The following is a 14,603-nucleotide window of genomic DNA, read 5'->3' as shown; positions in this document are numbered from 1 at the left end:
TGCCGATTATTTTTCACATCATGAAAACCCGCCGGCCGGTACGCCGTCCGCCCGCTTCAAGTCCGACAGGCTGCTAGACTCGCGCCCCGTCCCCGTTCATTTGAGATGCCTTGCGCAGCGTGTGCGCGTGCCGGTCGGCTGCGCCCGCCGCGAAGGCGAAAAGAGAGACTTCCATGTCCGGCAACACCCTCGGCACGCTCTTTACCGTCACCTCCTTTGGCGAATCGCATGGTCCGGCGATCGGCTGCATCGTCGACGGTTGCCCGCCGGGGCTGGCGATCTGCGAGGCCGACATCCAGGCCGAGCTCGACCGCCGCAAGCCGGGCACCTCGCGCCATGTCACCCAGCGTCGCGAACCCGATTCGGTGGAGATCCTGTCCGGCGTGTTCGAGGGCGTCACCACCGGCACACCGATCGCGCTACTGATCCGCAATCAGGACCAGCGCAGCAAGGACTACGGCAACATCGCCGACACCTTCCGCCCCGGGCATGCCGACTACGCCTACCTGCAGAAGTACGGCCTGCGCGACTACCGCGGTGGTGGGCGCTCGTCCGCACGCGAGACCGCGGTACGGGTGGCGGCCGGCGCGATCGCGAAAAAGTGGCTGAAGGCGCGCTACGGCATCGTGATCCGCGCCTGCATGACCGCGCTCGGGCCGATCGAGATTCCCTTCGTGTCCTGGGGCGAGGTCGACGGCAATCCATTCTTCGCGCCCAATGCGGCGATCGTGCCGCAGCTCGAGACCTACATGGACGAGCTGCGCAAGTCTGGCGACTCGATCGGCGCGCGCATCGACGTCGTCGCCAGCGGCGTGCCGGTGGGCTGGGGCGAGCCGGTGTACGGCCGCCTGGACGCCGACATCGCCTACGCGATGATGGGCATCAACGCGGTCAAGGGCGTGGAGATCGGCGCCGGCTTTGCCTCGGTGGCGCAGCGCGGCACCGAGCACGGCGACGAGATGACGCCCGAAGGCTTCCTGTCCAATCACGCCGGCGGTGTCCTCGGCGGCATCTCCACCGGCCAGGACATCATCGCCAGCATCGCGATCAAGCCCACCTCGAGCGTCCGGCTGGACCGCCGCTCGATCGACCGCGCCGGTAATCCGGTCATCGTCAACACGCATGGCCGCCATGACCCCTGCGTCGGCATCCGCGCCACGCCGATCGCCGAGTCCATGCTCGCGCTGGTGCTGATCGACCATGCGCTGCGTCATCGCGCGCAGTGCGGCGACGTGCGCACCGACACGCCGCGCATCGCCGCGCTCGCGCCCGGGGGCAGTCAGCGCCTGCCGTCGCCGCGCTGAGCGGCGGGGCGTCGGTCGCGAACCCGGTCGGGATGGTTCCGTACTGGCGCCTGTCGGCCTACTACTTTTTCTACTTCGCCTTCGTGGGCGCGTTTGCGCCCTATTTCACGCTCTACCTGCAGTCGATCAGGCTGTCGGCCACCGACATCGCCATCCTGATGTCCCTGATGCAGGTGATGCGGGTCGTGTCGCCCAACCTGTGGGGCTGGCTGGCGGAGCGGCTCGCCCTGCGCATGGCCATCGTGCGGCTGTCGGCGTTGGCGGCCCTGGTGGGATTCGTCGGCTTCTTCGTCACCACGGACTTCGTCGGCCTGTTCCTCGCGATGGCGCTGATGGCCTTCTTCTGGAGCGCCGCCTTGCCCCTGGTCGAGGGGCTGACCTTCGCCCATCTCGGCGACGAGGGGCACCGCTACGGCAGCATCCGGGTGTGGGGCTCGGTGGGCTTCATCGCGGCCGTGCTCGCGCTCGGCTATCTGCTCGACCACCTGCCGATCGCCGCGGTGCTGTGGATCACCGCGGCGATCCTGCTCGGCATCTTCGTGTGCGCCCTGTTCGTGCCCGAGGCCCGGCGCGCGCCCGAGCCGCGTGTGGCGGCAAGTCTGGGCGACACCTTGCGTCGGCCCGAGGTGCGGGCGCTGCTCGGGGCGTGTTTCCTGATGTCGGCCGCGCATGGTGCGCTGTACGTCTTCTACTCGATCTTCCTCGTCGATAACGGCTACGACAAGGCCCTGGTGGGCTGGATGTGGACGCTTGGCGTGCTCGCCGAGATCGTCGTCTTCATGCTGATGCCGCGCATCGCGAAGTGCTTCTCGCTGCGGGCGATCCTGCTGTTCTCCTTTTCCTGCGCGGTGCTGCGCTTCCTGATGATCGCCTGGGGGGCGGACAGCCTGGCGGTGCTCATGCTTGCCCAGCTGCTGCACGGTGCCACCTTCGGTGCCTATCATGCGGCCGCAATCGCGGTGGTGAACCTGTGGTTCCCCGGGCGACTCCAAGCGCGAGGACAGGCGCTGTACGGCAGCCTGTCCTTCGGTGCCGGCGGCATGCTGGGCGGGTTGTTGAGCGGCTATACCTGGGAGGTGCTCGGTGCCGAATGGACTTTCACCATGGGTGCGCTGTTTGCGCTCGGCGGGCTGGTTTGGCTGTCGCTGGGCTGGCGTCGCGCGTGACAGGCGAGGGAGCGCAGGGATAGAGGAGGCTGGATTGATGAGAGGGATGTCCAAGGGGGTGATGCCCGTCGTGCTGGCGGTGGCACTGAGTGCAGCGTGCCAGACCGTGCAGACCACGGGCGGTGGCGCGGTTGGCGTGCAGCGTTCGCAGTTGATGATGGTCTCCGCCCAGGAGGTCGAGCAGGCGTCGCGCCAGCAGTACCAGCAGTTGCTGGCGGAGGCGCGACAGAAGAACGCCCTTAACCGTGACCCGGCCACGGTCCGACGCGTGCGCACCATCGTGTCGCGGCTCACTGCGCAGACGGGCGTCTTCCGTGCGGATGCGCCCTCTTGGCAGTGGGAGGTGAACGTCTTCAGCTCCAACGAGCTCAACGCCTGGTGCATGGCGGGCGGCAAGATGGCGATTTACACCGGCCTCATCGAGCGCCTCAAGCTCACCGACGACGAGATCGCCGCGGTGATGGGGCACGAGATCGCGCACGCGCTGCGCGAGCATGCACGCGAACAGGTGTCGAAATCGATGGCGACCGGGCTCGGCGTTTCGGTCGCCGGGGCCTTGCTCGGCGTGGGGCAGATCGGCCAGGACCTCATGGGGCAGGTCGCCAAGGTCACCTTCGAGTTGCCCAACTCGCGCGAGCACGAGATCGAGGCCGACCGCATCGGCGTCGAGCTGGCCGCCCGTGCCGGCTACGACCCGCGTGCCGCGGTCAGCTTGTGGAACAAGATGTCCACCCGGTCGGCCGGGGCGCCGCCGCAGTGGTTGTCGACCCACCCCTCGCACGCCAACCGTCAGCGTGACCTGGCCGACTACGCCGCACGCGTCATGCCGCTCTACCAGGCGGCGCGGCGCTGACGGGCGTGTGCTGTTCAGTCTCGTAAGCTTTGTGAAATAATCAATTTTTTTCTTGACGCGGAATTCCTGGGATGCAGGCTCAAACCTTGTACGAAAAGCTGTGGTCCAGTCACGTCGTCCACCAGGAGGCCGACGGCACGGCGCTGATCTACATCGACCGCCACCTGGTCCACGAGGTGACCAGCCCGCAGGCCTTCGAGGGCCTCAAGCTGGCCGGACGCAAGCCCTGGCGCATCAGCTCGATTGTCGCCACCGCCGACCACAACACGCCGACCGATCACTGGGATCTCGGCATCCAGGATCCGGTCTCGCGCCAGCAGGTCGAGACGCTGGATGCCAACATCCGCGAGGTGGGCTCGCTCGCCTACTTTCCGTTCAAGGACGAACGCCAGGGCATCGTGCACGTCATCGGCCCCGAGAACGGCGCCACGCTGCCGGGCATGACCGTGGTCTGCGGCGACTCGCACACCTCCACCCACGGCGCCTTCGGCTGCCTGGCGCACGGCATCGGCACCTCGGAGGTGGAGCACGTGCTCGCCACCCAGTGCCTGCTGCAAAAGAAGTCGAAGACCATGCTGGTGAAGGTCGACGGCCAGCTTGGTCGTGGCGTCACCGCCAAGGACATCGTGCTCGCCATCATCGGCAAGATCGGCACCGCGGGCGGCACCGGCTATGCGATGGAGTTCGGCGGCAGCGCGATCCGTGCGCTGTCGATGGAAGGCCGCATGACGATCTGCAACATGGCGATCGAGGCGGGTGCGCGCGCCGGCATGGTCGGGGTCGACGAGACGACCATCGCCTATCTCAAGGATCGTCCGTTCTCGCCCAAGGGCGAGGCCTGGGACCAGGCGGTCGACTACTGGCGCAGCCTGCACAGCGACGAGGGGGCGGAGTTCGACAAGGTCGTCGAGCTCAATGCCGAGGACATCCTGCCGCAGGTGACCTGGGGCACCTCGCCGGAGATGGTCACCACGGTCGATGGGCGTGTGCCCGATCCGGCCGCCGTCTCCGACCCGGTGCGCCGCGAGGGCATCGAGCGCGCGCTCAAGTACATGGGCCTCACGGCCAACACCCCGATCACCGACATCCCGGTGGACCAGGTCTTCATCGGCTCGTGCACCAACTCGCGCATCGAAGACCTGCGCGAGGCCGCCGCGGTGGCCAAGGGCCGCAGCAAGGCTGACAACGTCAAGCGCGTTCTGGTGGTGCCGGGCTCCGGCCTGGTCAAGCGCCAGGCCGAAGCGGAAGGCCTGCACGAGATCTTCCTCGCCGCCGGCTTCGAATGGCGCGAGCCGGGCTGTTCGATGTGCCTGGCGATGAACGCCGACCGCCTCGAACCGGGCGAGCGCTGCGCCTCGACCTCGAACCGCAACTTCGAGGGCCGTCAGGGCGCCGGTGGCCGCACTCACCTTGTCAGCCCGGCGATGGCCGCCGCCGCTGCGGTGACCGGGCATTTTACCGACGTGCGCACGCTGGCTTGAGTGCCGGCACCAGTCTGAGGACCCTGCAATGAAGAAGTTTGCACTGATTGCCGCCGCGCTTGCGGCCGGCTTCGTTTCCATCGCCTGCAACACCGTGCAAGGGGTCGGTCGTGACATTGAAGCGGGTGGCGAGGCCATCCAGAGGGCAGTGAAATAATGAATCCGTTTACCCAGCTGGACGGCCTGGTCGCACCGCTCGACCGTGCCAACGTCGACACCGATGCGATCATCCCGAAGCAGTTCCTGAAGTCGATCAAGCGCAGCGGCTTCGGGCCCAACGCCTTCGACGAGTGGCGCTACCTCGACGTCGGTCAGCCCGGCCAGGACAACAGCCAGCGTCCGCTCAACCCCGACTTCGTGCTCAACAAGCCGCGCTACCAGGGTGCGCAGATCCTGCTCACGCGCGACAACTTCGGCTGCGGCAGCTCGCGCGAGCACGCGCCGTGGGCGCTCGAGGACTATGGCTTCCGGGTGCTCATCGGGCCGAGCTTCGCCGACATCTTCTTCAACAACAGCTTCAAAAATGGGCTGCTGCCGATCAAGCTCGATGCCGCCGAGGTCGATGAGCTCTTTCGCCAGTGCGAGACGACCGAGGGCTACCGCCTGGTGGTCGATCTCGCCGCGCAGACCATCACCCGCCCGGACGGCAAGTCGATCGCCTTCGACATCGACCCCTTCCGCAAGGAATGCCTGCTCAACGGCTGGGACGACATCGGCCTAACCCTGCGCCACGCCGACAAGATCCGCGCCTTCGAAGAAAGGCGCCGCGCCGAACACCCCTATTACTTTGCCTGAGCCGGCCTGGCTCACCGAACCAAGGAAGACGATTCGATGAAGATTTGCGTGCTGCCGGGTGACGGCATCGGTCCCGAGATCATGGCGCAAGCCGTGCGCGTGCTGAATGCGCTCGATCTCAAGTTCGAGATGGAAGAAGCCCTGGTGGGCGGTTGCGCGGTGGATGCCACCGGCAACCCGTTGCCCGAGGCCACGCTCAAGCTCGCGCGCGCGGCCGATGCGATCCTGCTCGGCGCGGTCGGCGGCCCGAAGTGGGACAACCATCCCCGCAACCAGCGCCCAGAGCTCGGCCTGCTCGGCATCCGCAAGGAGCTGGCCCTGTTCGCCAACCTGCGCCCGGCCATCCTGTATCCGGAGCTGGCCAACGCGTCCACGCTCAAGCCCGAGATCGTCGCCGGCCTCGACATCCTCATCGTGCGCGAACTCACTGGCGACATCTATTTCGGCCAGCCGCGCGGCATCGAGCTGCGCGAGGTCAACGGCGAGACCCAGCGCGTGGGCTGGAACACCATGATCTACGCCGAGTACGAGATCCGCCGCATCCTGCGCGTCGCCTTCGAGGCGGCGATGAAGCGCGGCAAGCGCCTGTGCTCGGTCGACAAGATGAACGTGCTCGAGACCACCCAACTGTGGCGCGACATCGCGATCGAGGTCAGCAAGGACTTTCCCGAGGTCGAGCTCACCCACATGCTGGTCGACAACGCCGCGATGCAGCTGGTGCGCAACCCGAAGCAGTTCGACGTGATGGTCACCGGCAACATGTTCGGCGACATCCTGTCGGACGAGGCCTCGATGCTCACCGGCTCGATCGGCATGCTGCCCTCGGCCTCGCTCAATGCCGACAACAAGGGCATGTACGAGCCCTCGCACGGTTCCGCGCCCGACATCGCCGGCAAGGACCTCGCCAACCCGCTCGCCACCATCCTGTCGGCGGCGATGATGCTGCGCTATACCTTCAATCAGGAAGCGGCCGCGCAGCGCATCGAGCGCGCGGTCAAGAAGGTGCTGGCCCAGGGCTATCGCACCGGCGATATCTACGAGCCGGGTACCAAGCGCGTCGGCACGCGCGAGATGGGCGACGCGGTGCTCGCGGCGCTGTAAGCTCTTGCGCCTGAAACGGTTTTTCGAAGAACGTCTTAGTTGAGAGTGATGAACATGAATCGAGTCGGTCTGGTTGGCTGGCGTGGCATGGTCGGTTCCGTGCTGATGCAGCGCATGGTGGAAGAGGGCGACTTCGCCTTCATCGAGCCCGTGTATTTCTCCACCTCGAACGCCGGCGGCAAGGCGCCGTCTTTCGGCGGCAAGGAGGCCGCCGCGCCGCTGCAGGACGCGATGAACATCGATGCGCTGAAGGCCTGCGACATCGTGATCACCTGCCAGGGCGGCGACTACACCAAGGAAGTCTTCCCCAAGCTGCGCGCCACCGGCTGGAACGGCCACTGGATCGATGCCGCCAGCGCGCTGCGCATGAACGACGACGCGGTGATCATCCTCGACCCGGTCAACCGCAACGTCATCGACGCCGCGCTCTCCAAGGGCGGCCGCAACTGGATCGGCGGCAACTGCACCGTGTCGCTGATGCTGATGGGCCTGGGTGGCCTGTTCAAGCACGGCCTGGTCGAGTGGATCTCGGCGATGACCTACCAGGCGGCCTCGGGCGCCGGTGCGCAGAACATGCGCGAGCTCATTAGCCAGATGGGCACCATCCACGACTCGGTCAAGGATCTGCTCGCCGATCCGGCCTCGGCCATCCTCGAGATCGACCGCAAGGTCGCCGAGACCATGCGCTCGGACGCCTTTCCGAAAAAGAACTTCCGCAACACGCCGCTCGCCGGCAGCCTGATCCCCTGGATCGACGTGCCGGTCGAGCACGGCCAGAGCAAGGAAGAGTGGAAGGGCGGCGCCGAGTGCAACAAGATCCTCGGCAACCCGGCCTTCCGCAGCCCGGGCTCGATCCCGATCGACGGCCTGTGCGTGCGCATCGGCGCGATGCGCTGCCATTCGCAGGCGCTCACCATCAAGCTCAGGAAGGATGTGCCGCTCGACGAGATCAGCGAGATCATCGCCGGCGCCAACCAGTGGGTGAAGGTCGTCCCCAACGATCGCGAAATCACCGAGCGCGAGCTGACGCCGACCGCCGTCACCGGCACGCTGACCGTCCCCGTCGGCCGCCTGCACAAGATGGCGATGGGACCGGAGTACCTCGGCGCCTTCACCGTCGGCGACCAGTTGCTGTGGGGCGCGGCCGAGCCGCTTCGCCGCATGTTGCGCATTCTGCTCGAGCGTTAAGGTTTTCGCCGACAGCGACGTTAAAGGGGGCTACGGCCCCCTTTTTCAATTGCTGCGGGGCCTCGGACATGCGGTATTTCGTCACGGCAGGACGTCCGAATCAGGGTTCTATAATGCGGGGAGACCCGGAAAATGCTAGATTCCTAGGCCAATCCTTGACGTCCTTGACCGTAGAGCTCAGCTTCGGGGGAAACGCGGTTTGAAACCAAACATGACAAAGTCGTTCAGGACATCGCTGATCGCCCTCTCGATTGCAGCGCTGCCGTTTGCCGGGCATGCGGCTGGCCTCGGGCAGATCAACGTGTTCAGCGGTCTTGGCCAGCCCTTGCGCGCCGAGATCCAGGTGAGCGCGACCGCGGAAGAACTGCAGTCGTTGAGCGCTCGTATCGCCTCGCCCGACGCATTTCGCCAGGCCAACCTGAGCTACGGCAGCGTGGTCAGCGCGATTCGGGTCAGTGTCGACACCCGGGCCGCCCGGCCGGTGATCCGCCTGAGCAGCGACCGTCCGGTCAACGAGCCCTTTGTCGACCTGCTGGTGGAGCTCAACTGGGCGTCGGGCAGGCTGGTCCGCGAATACACATTCCTGCTTGACCCCGTCGATATCGCCGCACCTCGCCCGCTGGCAGCCGCGGTCGACACGCCGGCGGCCGCTCCCATACCGCGTGCCGCGCCGCCGCAGGCGGCTCCTCAACGCGCCGCCCCGGCTGTACGTGAAGTGCCCGAGACCTACACCGTGCGCCGTGGCGACACCATGCATCGCATCGCCAGTGCGCACGTCCAGCCCGGCTCCACGCTGGATCAGATGCTGGTTGCCCTGCTGCGTGCCAATCCCCAGGCCTTCGATGGCGGCAACATCAACCGCCTGCGTGCGGGCGCGGTGCTGAACGTACCGCGCGCCGATGCCGTGCGCGCCATCGATGCGGCCGAGGCGCGCCGCGAGATTCGCGCTCAGGCTGCCGATTTCGAAGCCTATCGTCGTGGGCTGGCCTCGTCGGCAACGGCTCGCGCACCGGTCCCGGCGGCACAGGCAGAGCAGCAAAGCACGGGCCGCATCGTGCCCCGTGTCGAGGAGAGCGCGCGGCCCGAAGCGGCAGGCGATCAGGTGCGAGTCTCGCGCAGCGAGGCCGCCGCGGCTGACGGTTCCGCTGAAGCCCGTCTCCAGGTCCTGGAGGAAGAGCTCACTTCGCGCGAGAAGTCGCTCGAGGAAGCCAACGCCCGCCTCGCGCAACTTGAGCGCAGCATTCGTGACCTGCAGCGTCTGCTCGAACTGCAGAGCGGCACCATGGGCCAGTTGCAGGAGAGGGCGGCGGCCGAGCCGCCTGCCGAGCCCGATTCGCCCACCGCTGCTGCGCAGCCCGCGGCGGCGGCGGAGGCAGCGGCGGCGGCGGAGGCAGCGGCCGAACCGGTGACCGAGCCGGCGCTTGCTGAACCTGGCGCCGGCCAGGCTGCGTCGGTCGCGGGCGAGCTTGCGTCCGCGGACGAGACCGTGGCCGAACCCCCGGCGCCGGCCGCGCCGATGGCGGCCGAGGTCCAGCCCGCCGCGCCGGCGGCCCCGCCTGCCGCTCCGCCGCCCGCGCCGGCCGCACCCGTCGCGCCGGCGGCCGAGCCGAGTTTCGTCGATTCGCTGCTCGAGGATCCGACTGTTGTCGCCGCCGGCGGGGGCGTCCTCGCCCTGCTGCTCGCATTGCTTGCGCTCAAGGCGCGACAGCGGCGCAAGGAGGCCGAGATCCAGGCTGCGACCGCCGAACTCGAAGCCGGCAGCCTTGGCGGCAACAGCCAGGCCGTTTTCGGCGGTACTGGTGGGCAGAGTGTCGATACCGGTGCCACCAGCATCATGCACACCGACTTCAGCCAGTCGGGCCTGTCCTCCATCGATACCGACGAGGGCGTGGACCCGGTGGCCGAGGCCGATGTCTACATGGCCTACGGTCGGGATGCGCAGGCCGAGGAGATCCTGCTCGACGCGCTCAAGGCCGATCCGACGCGCGCGGCGATCAAGCTCAAGCTGCTCGAGATCTACGCGCAGCGGCGCAACAGCCGGCAGTTCGAGACCATTGCCAGCGAACTGTTCGCACTCACCGGCGGTCATGGACGCGACTGGGAAAAGGCGGCCGCCATGGGGCGCAAGCTCGAGCCGGAGAATCCGCTCTACAAGGGCGAGCAGACCGAGATCGGCAGCAGCGCGACGGCGTCGGCGCCTCCCGCGCGCGATGCGGGGCCGGCACCGGGCAGCGAGGCGACCCTTGCCGCCGCCGGTGCCGCCCTGACGGCTGCCGGGCTCGCGCAGGCGGCGCCGCCGGCCCAGAGCGAGCCGGCTGTCACGCCGGAGGCGGAGGACAGTGCGGAGGCCGCGGTGCATGAGCTGTCGTCGCTCGACTTCACCACCAGTGCCCAGATCGAACCGAGCCTGTCGCAGATGCGCGATACATGGACGGTGCCGGGTGATCTGAGCAAGCTGACCAGCGGCAATGGCGAGGCCTCGCCCGAGCCGGAGCCGGCGGACATGGCGCCCGAATTGCCCGCCGATAGCGGCGTGATCGATTTCGAGCTCGACCTCGGCGACGAGCCGGCCAGCGGCGGTATCGACCTGACGGTGGCCGACGAGGCGGCCGAAGGCGCTGCGCCGCCGGCCGGTCAGGAGGACGATGGCGGTCTGGTGTTCGATCTCGACATCGGCGACTTCGACGAGCCGAGCACACCCGCTGGCGCGGCCGCCCCCACAGCGGCGGACGCGGACATGGCTTCGGATGCCGCGAACTCGATGACCATGCTGGACAACGTCGCAGATTTCGCCGCCCCGCTCGAGTTCGAGTTACCCGATCTCGACACGGCGACCGCCCCGACCAGTGCCATCGATCTCAACGCCACCGTGGTGAGCAGCGACGCGATGGTGGAGGACATGGATGAGGAGGGTTCGCCGGCGCCTGATGGCGACCGTTCGGCGCCAGCGGCGAAGGCCGACGAACCCTTGGTCGACCTCGAGAAGACCAGCTTCGACAGCAGCCTGCTCGACTTCGATTTCGACATCGACACCCCGTCGGCACCCGAAACGCCTGCCACCATTGGCCCGGCAGGCCTCGACCTGACCTCCATCGATCTTGATCTGGAGAACTTCGACGATCAGGGCGTTCCCGAGATCGAAGTCGTTCCCTTCGAGGCCGAGGCGACCGACCTTGGCCAGGTACAGGGAGCGGGTGGCGATGCGGGCTTTGATGCCGATGCGCCTGCTCAAGCGGCAAGCGGGGGTGAGGTCGATAACGAGGAGGCCGACACCAAACTGGAACTGGCGCGGGCCTATGAGGAAATGGGCGACAACGAGGGCGCGCTCGAGTTGTTGCAGGAAGTGCTCGGCGAAGGTTCGGCGCGGCAAAAGGAAGTCGCGCGCGAGATGATCGGTCGCCTGAGCTGACCCGGGACGTCGTCGCAGCAGGGTCGCCACGAGCCCGTACTCGTGGCGACCCTGTAGGTTCACCCCATGCACTCCGGACTCATCCTTCTCCTGTGGCTGGCCGCGGTCGCCTCCATTCAGTTGCTGTCCCCGTCTGCGCTGGCCATCGCCGTGCTCGGCTGCGTGCTTGTCGCGCTGCTGCTCGCACCTGCGCGGGCGCGTCGCCTGGTGCGGCGGGTGCGTGTGCTGCTGCTGGCGATCGTGATCCTCTTTGCCTGGTTCACGCCGGGCGAGGCCTTGCTCGTCGACTGGCCGCGGCTCGGACCGACGCGCGAAGGCGCCGCCCTCGCGGCGCTGCATGCGGGCCGGCTGCTGGCGGTGGTGTGTGCCGTGGCGCTGCTGCTCGAGCGCCTGTCGCTCGACCGGCTGGTCGCGGGCCTGCACGCGCTGGCACGGCCGCTGCGCCTGATCGGGGTGCCGCCCGAGCGCCTTGCGCTGCGGCTGCTGCTGGTGCTGCGCCTGGTCGAGGCCACGCCGCGCGGCAGCGGTCCAGGGCACTGGAAGGCGTGGTTGCTGGACGAGGATGAGGCGGCCGGTGTCGAGCCGGTCAGACTGCAGCGCGAACGTCTGAGTCGGGCCGATGCGCTGTTTGCGCTCGTCTTGTTCGCCGCCCTGCTGTGGTGGAGCCTCGCATGACGCGGATCGTCCTGGGTCTCGAATACGCGGGCGATGCCTTCTGCGGCTGGCAGAGCCAGGCCCATGGCCGCACCGTGCAGGACGTCCTCGAGGCCGCGCTGAGCAGGATCGCTGCCGAACGCGTGCGCCTGCACTGCGCCGGGCGGACCGACGCGGGGGTCCATGCCAGCGCACAGGTGGTGCATTTCGACACCCGTGCGCAGCGCCCGACCAGCGCCTGGGTACGTGGTGTGAACGCCCTGCTGCCGGGCGCGGTGGTGGTGCGTTGGGCCACCGAAGTGGGCGATGATTTTCACGCCCGTTTTCTTGCCACCGAGCGGCGCTACCGTTACATCCTGCACAACGCGCCGACGCGGCCGGCGATGCTCGCCGGCAGGGTGGGCTGGTTCCACCTTCCGCTTGACGAAGCGCGCATGGCGCAGGCGATCGACGGCCTGCTGGGCTGGCACGACTTCTCGTCCTTCCGGGCGGCGGGTTGTCAGTCGAAGACGCCGGTGCGGCTGATGCACGAGGCGAGCGTGCGCCGCCAGGGCGACTATCTGTTGTTCGACTTTCGTGCCAACGGCTTCCTGCATCACATGATCCGCAACCTTGTCGGTGCGCTCGTCTACGTGGGCAAGGGTCGTTACCCGGTAGCCTGGATGCGCGAGTTGCTGGAGGCGCGCGATCGCACCCGTGCGGCACCCACGTTTGCGCCCGATGGCCTGTACCTGTGCGGGGTCAGCTACCCGCCGCGCTGGCCGCTGCCCAACGATGGGCGTATCATCGCGCTGCCCCAGCTACCCCTCGTCTGAATGTCCCGTACCCGAATCAAGATCTGCGGCCTGACCCGGCCCGAAGATGTGCGCGCGGCCGTCGAGGCGGGGGCCGATGCAATCGGCTTTGTCTTCTATCGGCCCAGCCCGCGCGCCGTCGACATCGAGCAGGCGGCCGAGCTCGTCGCCCTGCTACCGCCCTTCGTGACCTCGGTCGGCCTCTTCGTCAATGCGACGCAGGATGAGGTCGACGCGGTGCTCGCGCGCGTGCCGCTGCAACTTCTGCAGTTCCATGGTGACGAAGCGGAGTCTGATTGCGCCCGCCACGGACGGCCCTGGATCAAGGCGGCGCGGATGCGTCCCGGGGTCGATCTGTTAGAATTCTCGAGTTTTCACCCGCGCGCCAGCGGCATTCTCGTCGACACCTTCGTCGAGGGCTATGGCGGCAGTGGCAAGATTTTCGACTGGTCGCTGATCCCCGACGGGTTCGTGCGGCCGCTTGTGCTTTCCGGCGGGCTCGATGCAGACAACGTGACCGAGGCCGTGCGCCGCGTGCGTCCGTGGGCGGTCGATGTATCGAGCGGCGTGGAAAGCGCCAAGGGAATCAAGGACGCGGCGAAGATCGCCGCCTTCATAGCCGGAGTTCGACATGCAGATGGCTGACACGCCTTACCAGTTTCCCGATGCGAGCGGGCATTTCGGCCCGTACGGGGGCGTCTTCGTTTCCGAAACGCTGATGCCCGCACTAGCCGAGCTGCGCGAAGCCTACGCAGCCTGCCAGGCCGATCCGGAATTCATCGCCGAGTTCGAATACGAGCTCAAGCACTACGTCGGCCGTCCGAGCCCGATCTACCACGCCAAGCGCTGGTCGGGACTGCTCGGCGGGGCGCAGATCTACCTCAAGCGCGAGGACCTCAACCACACCGGCGCGCACAAGGTGAATAACTGCATCGGCCAGGCCCTGGTGGCCCGCCGCATGGGCAAGCCGCGCGTGATCGCCGAGACCGGCGCCGGCCAGCACGGCGTCGCCACCGCCACCGTGGCCGCGCGCTACGGCATGGAGTGTGTGGTGTACATGGGCGCCGAGGACGTCAAGCGCCAGGCGGCCAACGTCTATCGCATGAAGCTGCTCGGCGCCACCGTGGTGCCGGTCGAGTCGGGCTCGAAGACGCTCAAGGACGCACTCAACGAGGCGATGCGCGACTGGGTCACCAACGTCGCCGACACCTTCTACATCATCGGCACCGTCGCCGGCCCGCACCCCTACCCGATGATGGTGCGCGACTTCCAGGCGGTGATCGGCAAGGAGTGCATCGAGCAGATGCCCGAGATGGTGGGGCGCCAGCCGGACTACGTGCTTGCCTGCGTGGGCGGCGGCTCAAATGCGATGGGCATCTTCCATCCCTACATCGGCGTGCCCGGCGTCAAGCTCGTCGGCGTCGAGGCGGCGGGCGACGGGCTCGACACCGGCCGCCATTCGGCCTCGCTGACCGCCGGCCGCCCCGGCGTGCTGCACGGCAACCGCACCTACCTGCTGCAGGACGAGGACGGCCAGATCATCGAGACCCATTCGGTTTCGGCCGGCCTCGACTATCCGGGCGTCGGCCCGGAGCATGCCTGGCTCAAGGACACCGCGCGCGCCGACTACGTCGGCATCACGGATGCCGAGGCGCTGCGGGCCTTCCATGACCTGTGCCGGCTCGAGGGCATCATCCCGGCGCTCGAGTCCGCGCATGCGCTGGCCTACGCTGCCAAGCTCGCGCCGACCCTGCCCAAGGACAAGATCCTGCTGGTCAATCTCTCCGGCCGTGGCGACAAGGACATGCACACCGTCGCCGAACGTTCCGGCATCCAGTTCTGAACCTGCCCCGGGCCG

13 protein-coding genes are annotated in these 14,603 nt (G+C 67.7%); all 13 read left to right on the top strand.

All coding sequences use genetic code 11. The annotated features are described in order from the left end of the window. The first annotated feature begins 173 nt into the window (after nucleotides 1-173). Nucleotides 174-1,304: a chorismate synthase gene (gene aroC, locus ACMV5O_RS14010; protein ID WP_416164027.1), complete on the top strand. Its 1,131-nt coding sequence runs from the start codon at nucleotides 174-176 to the stop codon at nucleotides 1,302-1,304. 32 nt (nucleotides 1,305-1,336) lie between these two features. Then, a complete protein-coding gene (locus ACMV5O_RS14005; protein WP_416164026.1) occupies nucleotides 1,337-2,470 on the top strand; it encodes an MFS transporter in 1,134 nt (377 codons plus the stop codon). 37 nt (nucleotides 2,471-2,507) lie between these two features. After that, nucleotides 2,508-3,323, top strand: a complete 816-nt coding sequence (locus ACMV5O_RS14000) for a M48 family metallopeptidase (protein ID WP_416164025.1) — start codon at nucleotides 2,508-2,510, stop codon at nucleotides 3,321-3,323. 71 nt (nucleotides 3,324-3,394) lie between these two features. Then, on the top strand, nucleotides 3,395-4,804 hold the full coding sequence (gene leuC / locus ACMV5O_RS13995; protein WP_416164024.1) for a 3-isopropylmalate dehydratase large subunit: 1,410 nt from the start codon (nucleotides 3,395-3,397) through the stop codon (nucleotides 4,802-4,804). A 28-nt stretch (nucleotides 4,805-4,832) separates the two neighbouring features. Further along, nucleotides 4,833-4,961 carry an entericidin A/B family lipoprotein gene (locus ACMV5O_RS13990; RefSeq protein WP_416164023.1) on the top strand — a complete coding sequence of 43 codons (129 nt, stop codon included), beginning with the start codon at nucleotides 4,833-4,835 and terminating at the stop codon, nucleotides 4,959-4,961. Then, entirely contained in the window at nucleotides 4,961-5,599 is a 639-nt protein-coding gene (leuD, locus tag ACMV5O_RS13985) for a 3-isopropylmalate dehydratase small subunit (RefSeq protein WP_416164022.1), read from the top strand. Before ACMV5O_RS13990 ends, leuD begins: the two co-directional genes overlap by 1 nt. A gap of 36 nt (nucleotides 5,600-5,635) precedes the next feature. Then, nucleotides 5,636-6,700, top strand: a complete 1,065-nt coding sequence (gene leuB / locus ACMV5O_RS13980) for a 3-isopropylmalate dehydrogenase (protein WP_416164021.1) — start codon at nucleotides 5,636-5,638, stop codon at nucleotides 6,698-6,700. Nucleotides 6,701-6,754: 54 nt separating this feature from the next. Then, complete coding sequence (asd, locus tag ACMV5O_RS13975) at nucleotides 6,755-7,888, top strand: aspartate-semialdehyde dehydrogenase (RefSeq protein ID WP_416164020.1); 1,134 nt, start codon at nucleotides 6,755-6,757, stop codon at nucleotides 7,886-7,888. 211 nt (nucleotides 7,889-8,099) lie between these two features. Continuing rightward, nucleotides 8,100-11,297, top strand: a complete 3,198-nt coding sequence (locus ACMV5O_RS13970; protein WP_416164019.1) for a FimV/HubP family polar landmark protein — start codon at nucleotides 8,100-8,102, stop codon at nucleotides 11,295-11,297. Between the two features lie 66 nt (nucleotides 11,298-11,363). Beyond that, nucleotides 11,364-11,972 (top strand): CbiQ family ECF transporter T component, encoded by a 609-nt coding sequence (locus tag ACMV5O_RS13965; RefSeq protein WP_416164018.1) that lies wholly within the window; start codon nucleotides 11,364-11,366, stop codon nucleotides 11,970-11,972. Continuing rightward, on the top strand, nucleotides 11,969-12,766 hold the full coding sequence (gene truA, locus ACMV5O_RS13960; protein WP_416164017.1) for a tRNA pseudouridine(38-40) synthase TruA: 798 nt from the start codon (nucleotides 11,969-11,971) through the stop codon (nucleotides 12,764-12,766). The genes ACMV5O_RS13965 and truA overlap by 4 nt, the downstream gene beginning before the upstream one ends. Then, complete coding sequence (locus tag ACMV5O_RS13955) at nucleotides 12,767-13,390, top strand: phosphoribosylanthranilate isomerase (protein WP_416164016.1); 624 nt, start codon at nucleotides 12,767-12,769, stop codon at nucleotides 13,388-13,390. It abuts the gene before it with no gap. Further along, nucleotides 13,377-14,588: a tryptophan synthase subunit beta gene (gene trpB / locus ACMV5O_RS13950; RefSeq protein ID WP_416164015.1), complete on the top strand. Its 1,212-nt coding sequence runs from the start codon at nucleotides 13,377-13,379 to the stop codon at nucleotides 14,586-14,588. The genes ACMV5O_RS13955 and trpB overlap by 14 nt, the downstream gene beginning before the upstream one ends. Nucleotides 14,589-14,603: the final 15 nt, after the last annotated feature.

Source organism: Thauera sp. WH-1 (assembly GCF_047806685.1).
In the GTDB taxonomy this organism is placed as follows: Bacteria; Pseudomonadota; Gammaproteobacteria; order Burkholderiales; family Rhodocyclaceae; genus Thauera.
The sequence above is the reverse complement of the archived record's forward strand: the minus strand, read 5'-3'. Positions and strand labels throughout refer to the sequence as shown.